20 protein-coding genes and 1 pseudogene are annotated in these 20,256 nt (G+C 63.9%); 12 read left to right on the top strand and 9 right to left on the bottom strand.

Features of this window, described 5'->3' with window-relative positions; translation table 11 throughout:
- Nucleotides 1-2: 2 nt before the first annotated feature.
- Both ACGLHT_RS02840 and ACGLHT_RS02835 read right to left on the bottom strand, forming a co-directional pair.
- Nucleotides 3-422, bottom strand: coding sequence for a phasin family protein (locus ACGLHT_RS02840; RefSeq protein WP_023663112.1), 420 nt, complete (start codon nucleotides 420-422; stop codon nucleotides 3-5).
- Nucleotides 423-546: 124 nt separating this feature from the next.
- Entirely contained in the window at nucleotides 547-822 is a 276-nt protein-coding gene (locus tag ACGLHT_RS02835) for a polyhydroxyalkanoic acid system family protein (protein ID WP_015272091.1), read from the bottom strand.
- Nucleotides 823-946: 124 nt separating this feature from the next.
- Here ACGLHT_RS02835 and ubiE point away from each other — a divergent pair, with 124 nt between their 5' ends.
- The 12 genes and pseudogenes from ubiE to ACGLHT_RS02775 all read left to right on the top strand — a co-directional run bounded on the left by ubiE (nucleotide 947) and on the right by ACGLHT_RS02775 (nucleotide 11,293).
- A complete protein-coding gene (ubiE, locus tag ACGLHT_RS02830; RefSeq protein WP_013974541.1) occupies nucleotides 947-1,717 on the top strand; it encodes a bifunctional demethylmenaquinone methyltransferase/2-methoxy-6-polyprenyl-1,4-benzoquinol methylase UbiE in 771 nt (256 codons plus the stop codon).
- Entirely contained in the window at nucleotides 1,717-2,340 is a 624-nt protein-coding gene (locus tag ACGLHT_RS02825) for an SCP2 domain-containing protein (RefSeq protein ID WP_075046598.1), read from the top strand. The genes ubiE and ACGLHT_RS02825 overlap by 1 nt, the downstream gene beginning before the upstream one ends.
- A complete protein-coding gene (gene ubiB / locus ACGLHT_RS02820; protein WP_075046599.1) occupies nucleotides 2,337-3,956 on the top strand; it encodes a ubiquinone biosynthesis regulatory protein kinase UbiB in 1,620 nt (539 codons plus the stop codon). The genes ACGLHT_RS02825 and ubiB overlap by 4 nt, the downstream gene beginning before the upstream one ends.
- A 72-nt stretch (nucleotides 3,957-4,028) precedes the next feature.
- Nucleotides 4,029-4,421: a phosphoribosyl-AMP cyclohydrolase gene (gene hisI / locus ACGLHT_RS02815; protein ID WP_013974544.1), complete on the top strand. Its 393-nt coding sequence runs from the start codon at nucleotides 4,029-4,031 to the stop codon at nucleotides 4,419-4,421.
- 1 nt (nucleotide 4,422) lies between these two features.
- A complete protein-coding gene (locus ACGLHT_RS02810) occupies nucleotides 4,423-4,758 on the top strand; it encodes a phosphoribosyl-ATP diphosphatase (protein WP_013974545.1) in 336 nt (111 codons plus the stop codon).
- A 169-nt stretch (nucleotides 4,759-4,927) separates the two neighbouring features.
- The gene (locus tag ACGLHT_RS02805; RefSeq protein ID WP_025340917.1) at nucleotides 4,928-5,200 is read left to right on the top strand and encodes a twin-arginine translocase TatA/TatE family subunit; all 273 of its coding nucleotides are present in this window, start codon (nucleotides 4,928-4,930) and stop codon (nucleotides 5,198-5,200) included.
- Between the two features lie 3 nt (nucleotides 5,201-5,203).
- On the top strand, nucleotides 5,204-5,581 hold the full coding sequence (tatB, locus tag ACGLHT_RS02800) for a Sec-independent protein translocase protein TatB (RefSeq protein ID WP_025340918.1): 378 nt from the start codon (nucleotides 5,204-5,206) through the stop codon (nucleotides 5,579-5,581).
- A complete protein-coding gene (gene tatC / locus ACGLHT_RS02795) occupies nucleotides 5,578-6,366 on the top strand; it encodes a twin-arginine translocase subunit TatC (RefSeq protein ID WP_013974546.1) in 789 nt (262 codons plus the stop codon). The genes tatB and tatC overlap by 4 nt, the downstream gene beginning before the upstream one ends.
- A complete protein-coding gene (locus tag ACGLHT_RS02790; protein ID WP_025340919.1) occupies nucleotides 6,363-7,070 on the top strand; it encodes a 16S rRNA (uracil(1498)-N(3))-methyltransferase in 708 nt (235 codons plus the stop codon). The genes tatC and ACGLHT_RS02790 overlap by 4 nt, the downstream gene beginning before the upstream one ends.
- A gap of 100 nt (nucleotides 7,071-7,170) precedes the next feature.
- A complete protein-coding gene (locus ACGLHT_RS02785; protein ID WP_137162564.1) occupies nucleotides 7,171-9,087 on the top strand; it encodes a methyl-accepting chemotaxis protein in 1,917 nt (638 codons plus the stop codon).
- Nucleotides 9,088-9,349: 262 nt separating this feature from the next.
- Nucleotides 9,350-10,438, top strand: a pseudogene (locus ACGLHT_RS02780) (methyl-accepting chemotaxis protein); the annotation flags it as partial.
- On the top strand, nucleotides 10,421-11,293 hold the full coding sequence (locus ACGLHT_RS02775) for a methyl-accepting chemotaxis protein (RefSeq protein WP_394518635.1): 873 nt from the start codon (nucleotides 10,421-10,423) through the stop codon (nucleotides 11,291-11,293). The pseudogene ACGLHT_RS02780 and the gene ACGLHT_RS02775, both read left to right, overlap by 18 nt.
- A gap of 49 nt (nucleotides 11,294-11,342) precedes the next feature.
- Here ACGLHT_RS02775 and ACGLHT_RS02770 read toward each other — a convergent pair whose 3' ends face one another.
- The 7 genes from ACGLHT_RS02770 to pip all read right to left on the bottom strand — a co-directional run bounded on the left by ACGLHT_RS02770 (nucleotide 11,343) and on the right by pip (nucleotide 20,140).
- Nucleotides 11,343-12,077, bottom strand: coding sequence for an amino acid ABC transporter ATP-binding protein (locus ACGLHT_RS02770; RefSeq protein WP_013974550.1), 735 nt, complete (start codon nucleotides 12,075-12,077; stop codon nucleotides 11,343-11,345).
- Nucleotides 12,070-13,032: an amino acid ABC transporter permease gene (locus ACGLHT_RS02765; protein ID WP_025340922.1), complete on the bottom strand. Its 963-nt coding sequence runs from the start codon at nucleotides 13,030-13,032 to the stop codon at nucleotides 12,070-12,072. The genes ACGLHT_RS02770 and ACGLHT_RS02765 overlap by 8 nt, the downstream gene beginning before the upstream one ends.
- A 78-nt stretch (nucleotides 13,033-13,110) precedes the next feature.
- Nucleotides 13,111-13,908 (bottom strand): transporter substrate-binding domain-containing protein, encoded by a 798-nt coding sequence (locus tag ACGLHT_RS02760; RefSeq protein ID WP_024087841.1) that lies wholly within the window; start codon nucleotides 13,906-13,908, stop codon nucleotides 13,111-13,113.
- Between the two features lie 275 nt (nucleotides 13,909-14,183).
- Nucleotides 14,184-16,757: a glucans biosynthesis glucosyltransferase MdoH gene (gene mdoH, locus ACGLHT_RS02755; RefSeq protein ID WP_025340923.1), complete on the bottom strand. Its 2,574-nt coding sequence runs from the start codon at nucleotides 16,755-16,757 to the stop codon at nucleotides 14,184-14,186.
- A complete protein-coding gene (locus ACGLHT_RS02750) occupies nucleotides 16,750-18,411 on the bottom strand; it encodes a glucan biosynthesis protein G (RefSeq protein WP_137164746.1) in 1,662 nt (553 codons plus the stop codon). The genes mdoH and ACGLHT_RS02750 overlap by 8 nt, the downstream gene beginning before the upstream one ends.
- A gap of 323 nt (nucleotides 18,412-18,734) precedes the next feature.
- Nucleotides 18,735-19,172 carry a D-aminoacyl-tRNA deacylase gene (gene dtd / locus ACGLHT_RS02745; RefSeq protein ID WP_075046605.1) on the bottom strand — a complete coding sequence of 146 codons (438 nt, stop codon included), beginning with the start codon at nucleotides 19,170-19,172 and terminating at the stop codon, nucleotides 18,735-18,737.
- Nucleotides 19,169-20,140, bottom strand: coding sequence for a prolyl aminopeptidase (pip, locus tag ACGLHT_RS02740; protein WP_013974556.1), 972 nt, complete (start codon nucleotides 20,138-20,140; stop codon nucleotides 19,169-19,171). The genes dtd and pip overlap by 4 nt, the downstream gene beginning before the upstream one ends.
- Between the last annotated feature and the right edge of the window lie 116 nt (nucleotides 20,141-20,256).

Raw genomic sequence — 20,256 nt, 5'->3', positions numbered from 1 at the left:
CCTTATGGTTTGTGCGCGACGCGCTCGAGCAGCTCGTGCAGCTGTTCAAGCTTGATGGACAACGCCTCAACGTCATGTTTAGACGGAATGCCAAGGCGATTCAAGGCGCGACCTACCCGCGCGTCGAAAGCTTTTTCGATCTTGTCCAGTTGAACTTCGACCTTGCCGCGTACGCGACTGACTTCCTGGGTCGCTTCGTCGATCTGGTTGTTGGCAGCATCGAGCTCCTTGTCGATGCGCTTCTTGCCACGCTTCTCGACGCCTTCGCCGGCCTTGACCAGCTCATTGAAGTAGTCGGAGCCTTCCTGGCCCACGCGCGCATAGGCGCCGATGCCCGCCAGCCAGATCTTGCGCGCGTAGCCGCGCACCTCGCCCAGCGTACCCGGGGCGTCGTCCTTTTTCTTCACAGTCACTTTGGCCATGCTCTGTACCTCATGCTCATGAGTGGAGGAGGAACCGCCCATGGAGGTTGGGCTTAAGCACAAGGTAGAGAGGGAAATTAGAATCTTCACCCTAAGGTGAACGAGCATGGCCCGGGAAGGGGTGTCAGGCCAGGGCTTTGTCCAGGGCCCGCTCGATCTCGCCCTTGATGGTGCCGCTCATCATCGACAGCATCATGCCCAGCTTCAATTCGACGCGGATGCGGTCATCGAAGATGTGCACGCTGCCGTTGGCACCGCTGCGCGCCACGTCGACCCGGTCACCGTTCCAGGTGGCCTTGAGGTCGTACTCGCGGGTCAGTTTGTCGACCAGCGCTTCAGCCTTGGCACGGGCGGCATCACGGCCGAGGGAATGTTTGCGTTCGACGCTGATCTGGGTCATGCGGGTGTTCCTGAAGATGAAGACATAATGGGCATTATGCCCGCCCCTGCCCACTGGCACACCCCGCCAAGACAAATCCGCCCGTTCGCCCTAGAATGGCGGTAATTTTTTCCGGTGAAGCGATATGAACGACCAGCGCAAAGGCGACCACGCCGAACCCACCACCCATTTCGGTTACCAGGACGTCCCTGAAAGCCAGAAGGCGAAGAAAGTCGCCGAGGTGTTCCACTCGGTAGCGGCCAAGTACGACCTGATGAACGACGTGCTTTCCGGCGGCATGCACCGCCTGTGGAAGCGCTTCACCATCGAGCTGTCGGGCGTACGCGCCGGCAACCGTGTACTGGACATCGCCGGCGGTACCGGCGACCTGGCCGCCAAGTTCTCGCGGCTGGTCGGCCCGACCGGCCAGGTAGTGCTGGCCGACATCAACGAGTCGATGCTCAAGGTCGGCCGTGACCGCCTGCTCGACCGTGGCGTGGCCGGCAACATCGAGTTCGTCCAGGCCGACGCCGAGAAGCTGCCATTCCCGGACAACCACTTCGACTGCGTGACCATCGCCTTCGGCCTGCGCAACGTCACCCACAAGGACGAAGCCATCCGCTCGATGCTGCGCGTGCTCAAGCCGGGCGGCCGCCTGCTGGTGCTGGAGTTCTCCAAGCCGACCAACAAGCTGATGTCCAAGGCCTACGACGCCTACTCGTTCGCCTTCATGCCGCTGGCCGGCAAGCTGATCACCAACGACTCGGAGAGCTACCGTTACCTCGCCGAGTCGATCCGCATGCACCCCGATCAGGAAACCCTGAAGGCCATGATGGTCGAGGCCGGTTTCGACCGCGTCACCTACCACAACATGACCAGCGGCATCGTTGCCGTGCACCGGGGGATCAAGCCCTGATGCTGCTGGCCGGGCTGCTCGCCAGCGCCGAACATGGCCTGAACCGCGTCCTGCGCATGGACAGCACGGCCCTGCCGCGGCTGGCCGCGCTGGAGGGCAAGGTCATCGAGATCGACTGCCGCCAGCCAGCCTTGCAGGTGTTCATCCTGCCCGATGAAGAGGGCCTGATGCTTGCCGCCCACTGGCAAGGCGAGGTCGACTGCAGCCTGCGCGCCCCGGCCGGCAGCCTGGCGCAACTGGCCCTGGCCAGGGACAAGACTGCCGTGCTGCACAGCCCGCAAGTCGAACTGCATGGCGACAGCGCCGTGCTGCTCGACCTGTTCGGTGTGCTGCAGGACCTGGAGCTGGACTGGGAGCACGAGCTGCAACGCTGGCTCGGCCCGGTCGCCACGGCGCTGCTGGCGGGCCACATCCGCCTGCGTGCACGCTGGACCCGCCAGGGCCTGGCGCGCTTCAGCCAGAACCTTTCCGAGTACCTGGCCGAAGAGTCCCGTACCCTGGTCGGCAAGCGCGAAGCCGAAGCCGCCTTCAGCGAGCTCGATGCCCTGAAGCTCGATACAGAACGCCTCGAGGCGCGCCTCAAGCGCCTTTCCCGAACCCTTGATACCAGCGATAACGCATGAAGCTGCTCGCCGTCCGCCGTCTTTTTCGCATCCAGCGTGTGGTGATCCGCTACCGTCTCGATGACCTGCTGTTCGACCTGCCGCTGCCCTGGTGGCTGATGAGCCTGCGCCTGCTGATGCCGTGGCGCTGGCTGCCGCGCAAGCCGTCCGAGCTCAGCCGTGGCGCGCGCCTGCGCCTGGCCCTGCAGGACCTGGGGCCGATCTTCATCAAGTTCGGCCAGTTGTTGTCCACCCGCCGCGACCTGCTGCCCAACGACATTGCCGATGAGCTGATGCTGCTGCAGGACCGCGTGCCGCCGTTCGACCCCAAGCAGGCCGTGGCACTGATCGAGGCGCAACTGGGCGCCCCGGTAACGCAACTGTTCAGCCGCTTCGACGTCGAGCCGCTGGCCTCGGCCTCGGTGGCCCAGGTGCACGCTGCGCGCCTGAAAAGTGGCGAGGAAGTGGTGGTCAAGGTGGTGCGCCCGGGCCTGAAGCCGGTGATCGCCCAGGACCTGGCCTGGCTGTTCCTGATCGCCAAGGCCGCCGAGCGCGCTTCGGCCGATGCCCGTCGCCTGCACCCGGTGGAAATCGTCGGCGACTATGAAAAAACCATCTACGACGAGCTCGACCTGCTGCGCGAAGCGGCCAACGCCAGCCAGCTGCGGCGCAACTTCGAAGGCTCCGAGCTGATGTACGTGCCCCAGGTGTACTGGGACCTGTGCCGCCCCAAGGTGCTGGTGATGGAGCGCATCTACGGCGTGCCGGTGACCGACATGGCCACCTTGGCCGACCAGCGCACCGACATGAAGCTGCTGGCCGAACGGGGTGTGGAGGTGTTCTTCACCCAGGTGTTCCGCGACAGCTTCTTCCATGCCGACATGCACCCCGGCAACATCTTTGTCAGCACGGTCAAACCATGGAGCCCGCAGTACATCGCCATCGACTGCGGCATCGTCGGCAGCCTGACCGCCGAGGACCAGGACTACCTGGCGCGCAACCTGATCGCTTTCTTCAAGCGTGACTATCGCCGCGTCGCCCAGTTGCACATCGACTCGGGCTGGGTGCCGGCGCACACCAAGGTCAACGAGTTCGAAGCGGCGATCCGCACCGTGTGCGAGCCGATCTTCGAAAAACCGTTAAAGGATATTTCCTTCGGCCAGGTGCTGATGCGCCTGTTCCAGACCGCCCGCCGCTTCAACATGGAAGTGCAGCCGCAGCTGGTTTTGCTGCAGAAGACCCTGCTCAACATCGAGGGCCTGGGTCGCCAGCTGTACCCCGAGCTGGACCTGTGGAGCACCGCCAAGCCATTCCTCGAGCGCTGGATGCGCGACCGCATGAGCCCCAAGGCCGTGCTCGGCAACATCCACAGCCAGGTCGAGCAACTGCCGCACCTGGCCGACATGGCCCGCGACCTGCTCGAGCGCCTGTCGCAACCGCACCTGCACGATCCGCAACTGCCGGAGCGGCGCCGCCAGGGCGACCGCTGGGCGCTGCGCCTGCTCGGCGCCGGCCTGCTCGGCGGTGGTGCGGTACTGGCCGCTGGTGCCGCCGCGGCCACCAGCCTGGCCGCCCCTGCCGCCTGGCCGGCCTGGCTGATGCTGGCCGCCGGCCTTTACCTGATCGTGCGCCAATAGCCAGCCGCGCCCATGGCTGGCACACTAGCGCAAAGGGCCCGGCACAGGAGCGGGCCCGCTTTGGAGTCGACGATGAAAGACTGGCTGGACGAGATCAAGTGGAACAGCGAGGGCCTGGTACCGGCGATCGCCCAGGACCACAAGACCGGACGCGTGCTGATGATGGCCTGGATGAACCGCGAATCGCTGGCCCTGACCGCCGCCGAGCAACGCGCCATCTACTGGTCGCGTTCGCGTGGCAAGCTGTGGCGCAAGGGCGAGGAATCCGGGCACGTGCAGAAGCTGCATGAAATGCGCCTGGACTGCGATGCCGACGTGATCATCCTGATGGTCGAGCAATTGGGCCATATCGCCTGCCATACCGGCCGTGAAAGCTGCTTCTACCGCGTCTTCGAAGACGGCCAGTGGAAAACCGTCGACCCGGTCCTGAAAGACCCGGATGCCATCTACAGCGCAGGACACTGACATGAGCGACACCCTCAACCGCCTGGCCGAAGTGCTTGAAGAGCGCAAGCAAGCGGCGCCCGACAGCTCCTACGTGGCCAGCCTGTACCACAAGGGCCTGAACAAGATCCTCGAAAAGCTCGGCGAAGAGTCGGTCGAGACGATCATTGCCGCCAAGGACGCTGCGGTCAGCAAGGATTACAGCGATGTCATCTACGAAACCGCCGACCTGTGGTTTCATAGCCTGGTAATGCTCAGCGCGCTGGGCCAGCATCCGCAAGCCGTGCTCGATGAGCTGGAACGCCGCTTCGGGCTTTCCGGGCATGATGAGAAGGCTGCACGACAGCCGTCTGCCTGATGTAATTCAAGTGCGCGGTGCCCCTCTCTTTTGTGGGAGCGGGTTCACCCGCGAAGAATGCGACGCGGTGTATGGCACCGGCTAAGCCGGTGTTCGCGGGTGAACCCGCTCCCACAGGGGCCGCGTTGCCAGAACAATTCGCTTGACCTGTAAATTTCAGGAGTACGAAATGGGTATCTTTGACTGGAAACACTGGATCGTCTTGCTGGTGGTCGTGGTCCTGGTGTTTGGCACCAAGAAGCTGAAGAACTTCGGCAGTGACCTGGGTGAGTCGATCAAGGGCTTCCGCAAGGCCATGAGCGACGAAGAGAACAAGCCGGCCGAGCAGACCCCGCCGCCTGCCCAACCCGTTCCACCGGTGCAGAACACTGCCCAGCAGAACCAGGGCCACACCATCGAAGGCCAGGCCCAGCCGGCTCAAGAGCCGCAGCGGAAAGACTGACCCATGTTCGGCATCAGTTTCAGCGAGCTGCTGCTCGTCGGCCTGGTCGCCCTGCTGGTGCTCGGCCCCGAGCGCCTGCCCGGTGCCGCGCGCACGGCAGGCCTGTGGATCGGCCGGCTCAAGCGCAGTTTCAACAGCATCAAGATGGAAGTGGAGCGCGAAATCGGCGCCGACGAAATCCGCCGCCAGCTGCACAACGAGCACATCCTGCAGATGGAAGAGGAAGCCAAGCGCATCCTCAACCCGATGACGCCACCGGCGCAGCCGCCTGTCACCACCGCAACCGTTCAGCCCCCCGCCGGGCTCGAAGCCAGGCCGGTCGAGACCGCTGCCACCCCGGCCACGCCTTCTGAACCGCCTCAACCGCCGCGAGCCCCATGAGCGAAAATCCGGAACACGACCAGCCAATGCCGCTGGTTTCGCACCTGACCGAACTGCGCACCCGCCTGCTGCGCTGCGTTGCCGTCATTTTCCTGATCTTTGCCGGGCTGTTCTCCTTCGCCCAGCAGATCTACACCTTGGTCTCCGCGCCGCTGCGCGAGCACCTGCCGGCCAATGCGACGATGATCGCCACCGACGTGGCCTCGCCGTTCCTCACGCCGTTCAAGCTGACCATGATCGTCTCGCTGTTCCTGGCGATACCGTTCATCCTCCAGCAGATCTGGGGCTTCATCGCACCCGGGCTGTACCGCCATGAAAAGCGCATCGCCATTCCGCTGTTGGTGTCGAGCATCTTCCTGTTCTACGCCGGCATGGCCTTCGCCTATTTCCTGGTGTTCCCGCTGATCTTCGGCTTCTTCGCCAGCGCCACGCCGGAAGGCGTGTCGATGATGACCGACATCGCCAGCTACCTCGACTTCGTGATGACGCTGTTCTTCGCCTTTGGCGTGGCCTTCGAAATCCCGGTGGCGGTGGTGCTGCTGGTATGGATCGGCGTGGTCGATGTGAAGTACCTGAAGAAGATTCGCCCCTACGTGATCATCGGCTGCTTCGTGGTCGGCATGGTCCTCACCCCACCGGACATCTTCTCCCAGACCCTGCTGGCCGTACCCATGTGGCTGCTGTTCGAGATCGGCGTGCTGTGCGGCAGCCTGATCCGCAAGCGCAGCGCCCACGACGAAACCGCCAACGACCACAACGACCAGCCACCAGCGACCCAACCGTGAACCTGTTGCTCCTTGAAGAGGCCGACTTCGTCTCGGCCGACCGCGTCGTTCTCGCAGACCGGCGCTTCACCCACATGCAGGACATCCACCGTGTGGCGGTGGGCGACAACCTGCGCGTGGGCCGCATCAACGGCCTGATGGGCAAGGCCACGGTGCTGCGCCTGGAAAAGCACGAAGCCGAACTGGAAGTCGCCTTTGACCAGCAGCCACCGGCCAAGCTGCCGCTGACCCTGGTGCTGGCCGTACCTCGGCCGAAAATGCTGCGCCGGCTGTTCCAGACCGTGGCCACCCTTGGCGTGCCGCGGCTGATCCTTCTGAACAGCTACAAGGTCGAGAAAAGCTTCTGGCAAACACCGTTCCTGCACCCGGACAGCATTCGCGAGAACCTCATCCTGGGCCTGGAACAAGCCCGCGATACCGTGCTGCCCGAAGTGATCATCGAGAAGCGCTTCAAACCGTTCGTCGAAGACCGCCTGCCGGCCATCGCCGCAGGCACCCTGGGCCTGGTCGGCCACCCTGGCCCCTACCCCGCCTGCCCGCGCGCCGTGGAGCAGCCCGTGACCCTGGCCATCGGCCCGGAGGGCGGCTGGATCCCCTACGAAGTGGACCTGCTGGGCAAGGCAGGCCTGGCTCCGGTCCAGCTGGGCGACCGCATCCTGCGGGTAGAGACCGCGGTGACAGCGCTGCTTTCACGAATTTTCTGACACTAAAGTCAACTTTTACCCATAAAGTTTCCCCTCCCCAGGCCGATTGTCTTGGCAACACAACAATTAATCGTGCTGCCAAGGCGCCGGGGAGTCGTACATGTATCAATGGTTCGCCCAATCATTGGGCAATGTGAGCGTCAATCGCAAACTGGGGCTGGGCTTCGGCCTGGTGCTGCTGTTGACCCTGGCCATCACCCTGGCTGGCTGGCACGGCATGGACAGCATCATCAACCGTGGCGACAAGCTGGGAAACATCTCGGTCATTCAGCAGTACACCCAGGAACTGCGCATCGCCCGCCAGCATTACCAGCGCCAGCCTGACGAAGCCTCGGTGGCAGAGCTGGAAAAAGCCCTGGGTAATCTCGAGCGCCAGGTACAGCTTATGCTCGGGCAGATCGAGCAGCCCGCTGACAGCCAGCGCCTTGAGCAGCAGCGCGAGGCCGTGCGCGGCTACCAGCAGGCGTTCAACGAGCTGAAACAGGCCGGCCAACGCCGCGAGGCCAGCCGCGCCGTGCTAGGCGACACTGCCGACAAGGCCGCGGAGCTGATTGGCCGGGTGCAACGCGGCCTGCTGCAGGGTGGCGATATCAGCCAGTACCAGCACGCGGTGGAAGTCAGCGCCCTGTTGCAACAGGCGCGGTTCCAGGTACGCGGTTACACCTACAGCGGCAACGCCGACTATCAGCAGACGGCGCTGAAAGCTATCGACCAGGCCTTGGCCGAACTGCGCGCGCTACCGGCCAAAGTGCCGGCGGAGCATGCTGCCAGCCTGGACGATGCCACCACCGCCCTGGCAGGCTACCGCGACGCGGTCACCCAGTTCGGCAGTGCCCAGGTCGCCAGTGAGCAGGCCCTGCAGAGCATGGTCGAGCACGGCACGGTACTGCTGCAGGCCAGCCAGGCGATGACCACCTCGCAAACCGCTGTGCGCGACGCCGGGGCGGCCCAGGCCAAGACCGTGCTTGCCGTGGCCACCGTGCTGGCGCTGACCCTCGGCCTGCTGGCGGCCTGGGCCATCACCCGGCAGATCATCGTCCCGCTGCGCCAGACCTTGCACGCCGCCGAACGCGTGGCCAGTGGCGACCTGACCCTGAACCTGCAGGTACAACGCCGCGACGAACTGGGCCAGTTGCAAGCCAGCATGCATCGCATGACCCAGGGCCTGCGCGAACTGATCAGCGGCATCGGTGATGGCGTCACGCAGATCGCCAGTGCTGCCGAGGAGCTGTCGGCGGTGACCGAGCAGACCAGTGCCGGGGTCAACAACCAGAAGGTCGAGACCGATCAGGTGGCGACCGCCATGAACCAGATGACCGCTACCGTGCATGAGGTGGCGCGCAATGCCGAGCAGGCCTCGGAAGCTGCGTTGATGGCCGACCAGCAGGCCCGCGAGGGCGATCGTGTAGTGGGCGAGGCGGTGGCGCAGATCGAGCGCCTGGCCGGCGAAGTGGTCAACTCCAGCGAAGCGATGAACCAGCTCAAGGCCGAAAGCGACAAGATCGGCAGCGTGCTCGACGTGATCAAGTCGGTGGCCCAGCAGACCAACCTGCTGGCCCTCAACGCGGCGATCGAGGCGGCCCGGGCCGGCGAGGCCGGGCGTGGCTTTGCCGTGGTGGCCGATGAAGTGCGCAGCCTGGCGCAGCGCACTCAGCAATCGACCGAAGAGATTGAAGAGCTGATTGCCGGCCTGCAAAGCGGCACCCAGCGCGTGGCCAGCGTGATGGACAGCAGCCGCCAGTTGACCGACAGCAGCGTCGAACTGACCCGCCGTGCCGGCAGCTCGCTGGAAACCATCACCCGGACCGTATCGTCGATCCAGGCCATGAACCAGCAGATTGCCACGGCAGCTGAAGAACAGACGGCCGTGGCAGAAGAGATCAACCGCAGCGTGATGAACGTGCGGGATATTTCTGACCAGACCTCGGCGGCCAGTGAAGAGACGGCCAGTTCCAGCGTGGAGCTCGCGCGGTTAGGTACCCACCTGCAAGGGTTGGTGGGGCGGTTCAGGCTGTGATCTGAAGCATGAGCCATCTGTGCCGGCCTCTTCGCGGGCTTGCCCGCTCCCACAGGTACTGCATGGCCCTTGAAGCCTGTGCGACCCCTGTGGGAGCGGGCGAGCCCGCGAAGAGGCCGGTACAGGCAATAAATCCCACCTAATGAAGTGAAATTTCCTACCTGATTATCAGGTCAAGTCCTACAGCTCCGCTGCCGATTGGCAAAGGTGTGATGCCAGCAATGCGCCTGCATCCTCGCCCCCAATCGCACGGAGATTCCTCATGCTCGGCTACCTCAACCGCAAGCTCGGCAACATCAGTGTCGCAGCCAAGCTCGCCCTCGGCTTTGCCGTAGTCCTGCTGCTTACCCTGGCCACCACCGTCAGTGGCTGGCGTGCACTGGATGACGCCATTGTGCGTTCGCAGCAACTCAGCGAAATCGGCCTGATCAACGACCTGACCAAAGACTTGCGCGCAGAGCGCATCACTTACCGCGTACTCAACGACAACGCCAGCAGAACGCGGATAGCCAACATTCTCGACCAGCTCAACAGCATGCTGAGCAACTTGCAACAACGTAGCAGCGTGGATGAATCCCGGCAGATGCTGACCGAAAAACTGGCGTTGCTGCAGCGCCTGCGCGACGATTTCAGCGAGCTGGAGACTACTGTCGCCAAGCGTATCGCCCTGCGCCAGGCCATGCAGGCCCATGAGCAGAAGCTCACCGAAGTGATCGACGATCTCCAGACCCAGGCCTTGCTGAGGATGCCTGCCGACAGCCAGCAAGGCGGTGTGCTGGGGCTGATGGACACGCTTGGCCGACATGTCGACGGTGCCAACCAGCAGAGCCTGGTGCCGGCCTATACCTTCTCCCCTGTGGAAAGCTTCGCCAAGGTCGGCGACACCTCCCTGGATGCCGCCGCCAGCAGCCTTGCACAACTGCTCAAAGGCCTTGCTCCACTTGGCTTGCCCCGTGCGCTCACCCAGCAGCCCGGCGAGCAGCTGGCCAAGTACCGCGCCAGCCTGGATGAGTATCGTCGGGCTGCGGTGCGTGTCGAACAGCTGCAAAACAATATGGAGAACATGGGCAACGAGCTGCGCGCGGTAAGCCTGGAACTTGGCAAACGCAAGATCGAGCAGCGCGACAGGGAAGCCCTTGAGGCCCGCTCGCTGCTGACCACTGTAGCCCTGCTGGCATTGGTTGTAGGCGTGGTGGCCGGCTGGCTGATCACCCTGCAGATCACCCAGCCTTTGCGCCAGACCCTGGCCGTGGCCGGGCGCATCGCCAAGGGCGACCTGAGCCAGGTCGAACCGGTGCAACGCCGCGACGAGATGGGCCAGTTGCAAACCAGCATGCGCGAAATGACCTTGAGCCTGCGCGAGCTGATCGGTGGCATCGACCAGGGCGTCGGCCACTTGTCACAGGCCGCCACACAGCTGGCGGCCAGCAGCGAAGACACCAAGCTGCGCATCAATCAGCAACGCGAGGAAACCGACCAGGTGGCCACGGCCATGAACCAGATGAGCGCCACCGTGCAGGAAGTGGCGCAGAACGCTGAACAGGCCTCGCTGGCGGCGACCAACGCCGACCAGCAGGCGCAGGTCGGCGACCAGGTGGTGGCCGAAGCTATTGGCCGTATCGAACAGCTGGCCGGGCAGATGGACCATTGCCTGGCGGCCATGCAGCACCTGGCGGGCGAGAGCCAGCGCATCGGCAGCATCCTCGATGTGATCAAGTCAGTGTCCGAGCAGACCAACCTGCTGGCCCTGAACGCGGCGATCGAAGCAGCACGGGCGGGTGAAGCCGGGCGTGGTTTTGCCGTGGTGGCCGATGAAGTGCGCGGTCTGGCCCAGCGCACCTCGACGGCAACCGAGGAAATCGGCCAACTGATCGACAGCCTGCATAACGGCACCGACGAAGTGACCCGCCTGCTGGACAACAGCAAGAACCTGACCGAGCAAAGCGTGGAGCTGAGCCGCAAGGCGGGGCATGCGTTGAGCCAGATCACCGACACGGTGTCCAGCATCCAGGGCATGAACCAGCAGATTGCCACGGCCAGCGAAGAGCAGAGCGTGGTCGCCGAGCAGATCAACCGTAGTGTGCTGAATGTGCGCGATGTGTCGGATCAGACCAGTGCGGCCAGTGAGCAGACGGCGGCGTCGAGTGGGGAGCTGGAGCAGTTGGGGCAGCAGTTGCGGGGAATGGTGGGGCGATTCAACATCTGAAACCGAGTCGTCCTCTTCGCGGGCACGCCCGCGAAGAGGCCGGTGCGGGTTAAAGCACCTGGCGCAGGAACGCCTGCGCACGCGGGTCTTTCGGCGAGGCGAAGAACGCGGCCGGGGCCGAGTCTTCGAGCAGCTTGCCATGATCGAAGAACAGCACCCGGTCCGCCACTTCACGGGCAAAGCCCATTTCGTGGGTAACGCAGACCATGGTCATGCCTTCCTGGGCCAGGGTCTTCATCACGTCCAGCACCTCGCCGACCATTTCCGGGTCAAGCGCCGAGGTTGGCTCGTCGAACAGCATCACTTTCGGGTCCATGGCCAGGGCACGGGCGATCGCCACCCGCTGCTGCTGGCCACCGGACAGGCGCGACGGGTATTCGTTGGCTTTCTGCGCAATGCCCACCTTCTCCAGCAGCGCCCGGGCCTTGGCCTCGCGGTCGGCCTTGTTGCGCTTGCGCACCACCTTCTGTGCCAGGCACAGGTTCTCCAGCACGGTCATGTGCGGGAACAGGTTGAAGTGCTGGAACACCATGCCGACTTCGCGGCGGTAGGCGTTGATGTCGGTCTTCGGGTCGGCCAGTTGCAGGCCGTCGATGGCCACATGGCCTTCGTCGAAATGCTCCAGGCCGTTGAGGCAGCGCAGGAAGGTCGACTTGCCCGAACCCGACGGGCCGAGCACCACCACCACTTCGCCCTTGGCGACCTGGGTGGTGACGTTATCCACGGCCCGTACCACGTGGCCACGGGTGTCGAAGACTTTCAGCAGGTCACGGACTTCAATCACTTTGCGCAAGCCTCCGCTCGAGCCGGCTGGCCAGGTGCGACAGCGGCAGATTGATCAGCAGGTACAGGCCTGCCACGCAGAACCAGATCTCGAAGGTCGAGAACGAGGTGGTAATGGCCTCGCGGCCGCTCTTGGTCAGTTCGGTGATGGCGATCACCGAGACCAGCGAGGTGTCCTTGACCAGGCTGATGAACTGGCCGGCCAAAGGCGGCAGCACGCGCTTGAAGGCCTGCGGCAGGATCACGTGGCGCATCGACTGGCCCGCGTTCAGGCCCAGCGAGCGGGCCGCTTCGTTCTGGCCCTTGGCGATGGACTGCACGCCGGCACGAACGATTTCGGCCACGTAGGCGCCGGTGAACAGCGCCAGTGCAGCCACCCCGGCAAACTCGCGGGACAGGTTGAGCACGGTACCGATGAAGAAGTAGAAGATGAAGATCTGTACCAGCAGCGGTGTACCGCGCACCAGTTCGACATACACCGTCGACAGGTCACGCAGCGTAGGGTTGCTGGACAGGCGGCAGAGGCCGGCGAACAGGCCGATCAACAGGCCCAGGGCACCGGATACCACCGAAATCCAAAGCGTGGTCCACAGGCCCCAGGCCAGCGGGCCGGCCGCCCAGTGGCGGGTGACGCCAATCTGGTCGCCTTCGGAAACATCGTCGCCGCGGGCCAGCTGCAGGCTGTCCTTGGCCACATCGAGCACCTGCTCGGCACCGCTCTCGTCTTTCAGCGTGACACGGGCATTGTCGCCAGAGATGACGATGTCCTGCACGGTGCCGTAACCGGCGGCGCGCTGTGCTTCCTCGGCCTTGTAGGCGAAGTACTGCGGTACGCGGTTCCAGCGCCACTCGTAGGAAATCATCGAGGTGGCCATGTACAGGCTGAACGCCAGGCCCACCAGGACCAGGGCAGTCAAACCGTGCCAGGGCCACTGGGCTTTCTTGTGTTTGATCACGTGGGGTACTTCCGTAAATACGAACGCGCAGGGTTTGCCTGCGCGTCGGGGTCATAAAGCCGGCTTGTGGCCTGGGCCTTATTCCATTTCCTTCAGCCAGTCCTTGTTCTTGAACCACTTGTCGTGAATACGATCGTAGGTCCCGTCATGCTTGATCTGGTGCAGGAAGTTGTTGATGAAGTTGATGCTGTCGTAGTCGCCTTTCTTCAGGCCGAAAGCCAGCGGCTCGTAGGTGAAGGGTTCTTCGAGGAACAGCAGCTTGCCGGCACCGGCCTTGTCCACTGCCACCACGTTGTACGGCGCGTCGTAGACGAAGGCGTCAGCCTTGCCGTTGACCACGTCCATCACCGCTTCCTGCTCGTTGTCGTAGCCGTGGTACTTGGCCTTGGCGATCAGCTTCTTGGAAACCATTTCGCCGGTGGTGCCGAGCTTGGAGGTGATGCGGTACTTCTCGTTGTTCAGGTCCTTGTACGACTTGATCTCGCCCGCCAGTTCCTTGCGGATCAGCAGGGTCTGGCCAACCACGATGAAGGGTTCGCTGAAGTTCAGGCGCAGGTTGCGTTCCTGGGTCAGGGTCATGCCGCTGCCGATCATGTCGAACTTGTCGGTCAGCAGGGCCGGGATGATGCCGTCATAGGCCGTGGATACCGGCTCGAACTTGACGCCCATGGACTTGGCCATGGCTTTGAGGATATCGACTTCGAAGCCGATGATCTCGCCACGCTTGTTGGTCATCTGGAACGGCATGTAGGTCGGGTCCATGCCCACCCGAAGGGTGCCGCGCTTGACCGCGTCATCGATCGCGCCCGCCTGGGCCGCCGTCACGGCGACCAGGGCGGTGACACCGACCAGCAGTCGCGAAAGGTATTTCTTGATCATCACCAAGTCCCCCAGCAAGAAAAGTAGCGAATCTTATTGTTGGCACGGCCGTGGCGGCCGATGCGTCATATCGGAGAGGGATGCTAACGCATGGCGGCTCGGGGACCTAGAGCCGGGGGGGACTTTGTTGGCCAAAATCCATCATGCAGGGACATTGCTAGCGAGGGCTTTGCCCTCGTTTCGCGACACAAGGCCGCTCCTACAGGGGCATGCATTCCCTTGTAGGAGCGGCCTTGTGTCGCGATAGGGCCGCAAAGCGGCCCCTGGGCCGATCAGGCGCCGACGAGTGCCGGTTGGCCTTCATTCTCCGGATGCAGCGGCAACAGCGGCGAATGCGGGTCGTTCTTGATCGATGCACGCCACACGTTGATCCACGCCGCATTGTGCTCGGCCCAGACCTGCTCGTGCAGGCGGGTCAGCGCCACCGGGTCGCTGAGCAGGGCCAGGCGGGTATTGAGGTCCAGCCCTTGCGGCCCGACCTCCATCGCCTTGGCCACGCGCTCGACGCGCAGTGCCTCGATCGGCGCCGCCTGACCATGACGGGCAGTGGCCATGGCGCAGGCCAGGGCGTTCTGCCGCGGGTCGACCACAGCCCGCACGAAGCCGTCATGCAGGGCATGCCAGCGGTTTTCGTGGGTGTACTGGTCGGTGGCCAGCAGCTCTTGCGGAGTGGCGTATTCCTCGGGGATGAGGAACAGCTTCTCGTCCTTGGCCGCCAGGCCCAGGCGGGTGCGGCTGGAGATCACCGAAACCGGGATCGACAGCACCAGCGAACCAACGATTGGCGCCAGCCACCACAGGAAGCTCGGGTTCAGCCAGGCCACCAGCGCCGCCCAGGCAATGCCCAGCAGGGTCTGCGGGCCATGGCGGCGCACCGCTTCGCTCCACGGCGTGGAGTCGTCGTCACGCTGCGGCGAGTTCCAGGTCGCGGCCCAGCCGAGGAACGCGGCCAGCACGAAGCGGGTGTGGAAGATCATGCGCACCGGTGCCAGCAGCATGGAGAACAGCATCTCCATCAGCATCGACAGGGTGACCTTGATGCGCCCGCCAAACTCGGTCGCGCCCTTGGCCCAGATCAGGATGACGCTGAGCAGCTTGGGCAGGAACAGCAGCACGATGGTGGTGGAGAACAGTGCCACGGCCTTCTCCGGGTGCCACTGCGGCCACAGCGGGTAGAGCTGGTACGGCTCGATGAAGTACTGCGGTTCCATCAGCGTGTTGGTCGCCAGCAGCGCGGTCGACAGCACCAGGAACAGGAACCACAGCGGTGCCGACAGGTACGACATCACCCCGGTGAGGAACACCGCACGGTGCACCGGGTGCATGCCCTTGACCAGGAACAGGCGGAAGTTCATCAGGTTGCCGTGGCACCAGCGGCGGTCGCGCTTGAGCTCGTCGAGCAGGTTCGGCGGCAGTTCTTCGTAGCTGCCCGGCAGGTCGTAGGCAATCCACACGCCCCAGCCGGCACGGCGCATCAGCGCGGCTTCGACGAAGTCGTGGGAGAGGATTGCACCGGCGAACGCACCCTTGCCCGGCAACGGCGCCAGGGCGCAGTGCTCGATGAACGGCTTCATGCGGATGATCGCGTTGTGGCCCCAGTAGTGCGACTCGCCCAGCTGCCAGAAGTGCAGGCCGGCGGTGAACAGCGGGCCGTACACGCGGGTGGCGAACTGCTGCAGGCGTGCATACAGGGTGTCCATGCCCGAGGCCTTCGGCCCGGTCTGGATGATGCCGGCGTCCGGGTTGGCCTCCATCAGGCGCACCAGACTGCTCAGGCACTCGCCGCTCATGACGCTGTCGGCGTCGAGTACGACCATGTACTTGTATTCGCCGCCCCAACGACGGCAGAAGTCGTCGAGGTTGCCGCTCTTGCGCTTCACCCGGCGCCGACGGCGGCGGTAGAAGATACGGCCGAAGCCTTTGGTTTCGCGGCACACGTCCAGCCAGGCCTGTTGCTCGGCCACGGCGATGTCGGTGTCGTTGGTGTCGCTGAGCACGAAGAAGTCGAAGCGATCGAGGTTGCCGCTGGCGGCCACCGACTCGAACGTTGCGCGCAGGCCGGCGAACACGCGCGGCACGTCTTCGTTGCAGATCGGCATCACCAGCGCGGTACGCGCCTCGGGCGCGATCGGCTCGTTGCCTGCACTGCTACCCGAAATCTTGTATTTGTCACGCCCGGTGAGCAGCTCGAGGAAGCCCATCAGCGCGGTCCAGAAGCCCGCCGATACCCAGCAGAACAGGATGCCGAAGAGAACCAGGATGGACGTCTGCAATGCATACGGCCAAACCTGTACCACGGTGTCCCACAGCGGCTGGTTGACGACTTCGTCAAAGTCCACGAACGACCAGCCCTGGTACGGCAGGATGCCCTTCATGTACCAGCCGGCAACGATGGTCTGGCCGATCATCAGCGCCAGCAGGATGTAACGGCGGATCGAGCCAACCGTACGCCAGCGAGCTGGCGGCAGCTCGCGCTTAGGCGGCTGCGGGGCGTTGGTGCGGCCGGTCATGCGCCGCCACATGCGGATCAGCACGTTGGTACGCCATGGCTCGGGCACAACCTTGGTGCGCTTGATCGGCGGAGCGATCTTCAGGCACAGGCGGCCACTGCCGTCGACGCCAAGCATCTCGGCGTCTTCCAGCTCGGCGGCGCTGCCTACGGTCAGGCGCGGGCCCACCGAGGCCTGGACGGCCTCGGCAGAGCTGGCGGCCGGGTTGGCCGCCAGGCGTTGGTGCAGCTCACTGAATGACGTGCAGCTGGCGAGTTCCGCCCGTTGCTCGTCGCTCAGTGGTAGGTGGGCCAGGTACTCGCGAAGCGATTCCGGCCTTGCGCTTGAGTTACTCATCGGCAGGCAACTGATAGCTCCAGGTCTCGGTCAGCACCTTCTCGGTGGTGGCCGGGGTCCCGTTGGTGGGCGCCGCATCGGCGGCAGGTTGTTCGGCCTTGGCGGCTTTCTCGGCCTTGGCTTGCTTGGCTGCAGCCTTGTCCTGCTTGGCGTCCTTGGCAGGCTTGGCGGCTTCGACCGGCACGTCACGCACAAGCGCGGCACGCATTTCGGTCGATTTGTTGGCTTCCTTGACCTTCAAACGCAGGGTCAGGCGCCAGCCCTTGGTCTCAGGGTTATAGCGCAGGTTGTTCTCGACCACCTCGGCGTTGTCGCCCACGCTGATCTGGCTGCGCACGGCGGTGTCTTCCGGCAGGGCGGCCAGCGCCGGGCCGGCGAAATCGACCAGGAAGGCCACGCTGCCGTCTGGCTGGCGGATCAGGTTGGACTGCTTGACGTCGCCGGTGGAACGCAGGGTCTGCTTGACCCAGCCCAGCTCGGAAGCCTGGAACTTCGGCTCGTCGATGGTCCAGTGCAGGCGGTAGGCGTACTCGAATGGCTTGCCTGGCTCAGGCAGCTTCTCCGGGCTCCAGAAGGCCACGATGTTGTCGTTGGTCTCGTCGGCGGTCGGGATTTCGACCAGGTCGACGGTGCCCTTGCCCCAGTCACCCTTCGGCTCGATCCAGGCGCTCGGGCGCTTCTGGTAGTTGTCGTCGAGGTCTTCGTAGTCACTGAAGGCGCGCTGGCGCTGCATCAGGCCGAAACCACGCGGGTTCTCGACGCTGAAGTTGCTCACGGCCAGGTGTTTCGGGTTGTTCAGCGGGCGCCACAGCCATTCACCGTTGCCGGCATGGATCGACAGGCCTTCGGAGTCGTGCAGGGCCGGGCGGTAGTTGAGGACCTTGGACGGCTGGTTGGGGCCGAACAGGTACATGCTGGTCAGCGGGGCAATGCCCAGGCGGCTGACATGGTCACGCAGGAACACGCGGGACTGCACGTCGACCACGGTGTCGTTGCCTGGACGCAGGATCAGCTTGTAGGCACCGGTGGAGCGTGGCGAGTCCAGCAGGGCGTAGATGACCAGGTGCTTGTCGGTCGGCTTGGGCTTCTCGACCCAGAACTCGGTGAAGCGCGGGAATTCCTCGCCCGACGGCAGTGCGGTGTCGATGGCCAGGCCACGGGCCGACAGGCCGTACACGTGGCCCTTGCCGACCACGCGGAAGTAGCTGGCGCCAAGCAGGGTCATGATCTCGTCCTGCTTGTCGGCCTTGTTGATCGGGTACAGCACGCGGAAACCGGCGTAACCCAGGTTCTTGGTGGTTTCCGGGTCGTGTGGCACGTCACCGAACTCGAAACGGCTCGGGTCGTACTTGATTTCCTCGACCTTGGTGGCGGTGACCTGGTTGATCTTCACCGGGGTGTCGAAGTGCATGCCCTGGTGATAGAACGACAGCTTGAACGGGGTCTTGTCCTTGGCCCACTCGGCCTTTTCCTGCAGGAAATGAATCTTCTGGTAGTCCGCGAACTTCATGTCGCGGAATACGGCCGGCAGGTTGCTTTTCGGTGCTTCGTACTTCTGGCCGGCCAGATCCTTTGCCTTGGCTGCAACATCGTCAAGATTGAATGCCCACAGCTGGCCCGCGCTCATCAGGCCGACCAGTGCCACACTGGCCATCAGGGCCTTGCGCAGCCCGGTACCGGGGATTCTTGATGCTTTTTGGGGACTAACAATCACGAGCAACCCTCGCCGAAAACAGATCATGAAACCAACGGCCAGCGACAAATGCCGGGTTGGCGAGCACTGTTCGGACCCCGTGAGGGCGTAATGATTCCCCAAACGGATCCAGACAATGCTCGAGTCAGAGTGAAACGAACCTGCGAACGCAGGTCCATGCAGCGCGCGATTATCCAGCAGGTCGCGTGACAACGCATCAGGCTGGAACAACTATTTATCGTACAAAACCCCTTGTTTTCCTGTGAACAAGGGGTTTTTTACACTCACATTTGTAACATAAATGTTACGGGGCCATCATTGACCAGGTGCACCTGCATGTCTGCGCCGAATTGCCCGCTTGCCACATCGGCGTGCTGGGCCTTCGCCTGCTGCAAAAGATAGTCGAACAACTCGGCGCCGAGGGCCGGTGGCGCTGCCGTCGAGAAGCTCGGGCGCATGCCGTTGCGGGTGTCTGCCGCCAGGGTGAACTGCGACACCAGCAACAAACCTCCCCCCACATCCTTCAGCGACAGGTTCATCTTGCCCTGCTCGTCGCTGAACACGCGGTAGTTCAACAGCTTGTGCAACAACTTGTCGGCCTGCTCACGGGAGTCTTCAGGCTCGACGGCCACCAGCACCAGCAAACCCTGGTCGATGGCACCTACCACCTCCCCCGCTACTTCCACCCGCGCACCACGCACGCGCTGCAGCAGGCCCCTCATGCTTCTTCCAGGGGCAGGTCGAGCAGGCGCCGGGCCATCTGGTCGGCGGCACGCACCAGGGCATCGGTGATGCCCGGCTCGGAAGCCGCGTGGCCAGCATCACGGATCACCTTCAGTTCGCTGTTCGGCCAGGCCTGGTGCAGCGCCCAGGCGTTGTCCAGCGGGCAGATCACATCATAGCGGCCATGCACGATCACGGCCGGCAGGTGGGCGATCTTCGGCAGATCGCGGATCAGCTGGTCCGGCTCGAGGAAGGCGTTGTTCATGAAGTAGTGGCATTCGATACGGGCGATCGACAGTGCACGCTGCGGCTCGGAGAAGCGGTCGACCACCAGCGGGTTGGGACGCAGGGTGGCGGTACGGCCTTCCCAGGTAGACCAGGCCTTGGCCGCGTGCATCTGGGCGATCTGGTCGTTGCCGGTCAGGCGCTTGTGGAAGGCCGTGACCAGGTCACCGCGCTCCTCCGGCGGGATCGGCGCGATGTAGTCCTGCCAGTAATCGGGAAACAGGCGGCTGGCGCCTTCCTGGTAGAACCATTGGATTTCCTGGGGCCTGCACAGGAAGATGCCGCGCAGGATCAGGCCATGCACCCGCTCGGGGTGGGTCTGGGCGTAGGCCAGAGCCAGGGTGGAACCCCACGAGCCGCCGAACAGCACCCACTTGTCGATGCCAAGGTGCTCGCGGATGCGCTCAAGGTCCTCGACCAGGTGCCAGGTGGTGTTGTTCTCCAGGCTCGCGTGCGGCGTGGAGCGGCCACAGCCGCGCTGGTCGAAGGTGATGATGCGGTACAGGGTCGGGTCGAAGTAGCAGCGGCTCTGGGCGTCGCAACCGGCGCCCGGGCCGCCGTGGATGAATACCACCGGCAGACCTTCTGGCGAGCCGCTTTCGTCGACATACAGCACATGCGGCGCTTCCACGGCCAGATCGTGCCGGGCGTAGGGTTTGATCTGCGGGTACAGGGTCTGCATTGCGCACTCCGTGTGAGGATTATTCGGCCGTGGGCCATCATAAACCTGAATTGCGCTTTGAGCACTGCCCGCGCTGATGCCGCCGCACCTCGAGGGCACATATATCTACCTCCAGC

The sequence above is a fragment of the Pseudomonas sp. PsB genome, assembly GCF_043658375.1.
Classification (GTDB): Bacteria; Pseudomonadota; Gammaproteobacteria; order Pseudomonadales; family Pseudomonadaceae; genus Aquipseudomonas; species Aquipseudomonas putida_Z.
This window is presented reverse-complemented; position numbering and strand designations above follow the sequence as displayed.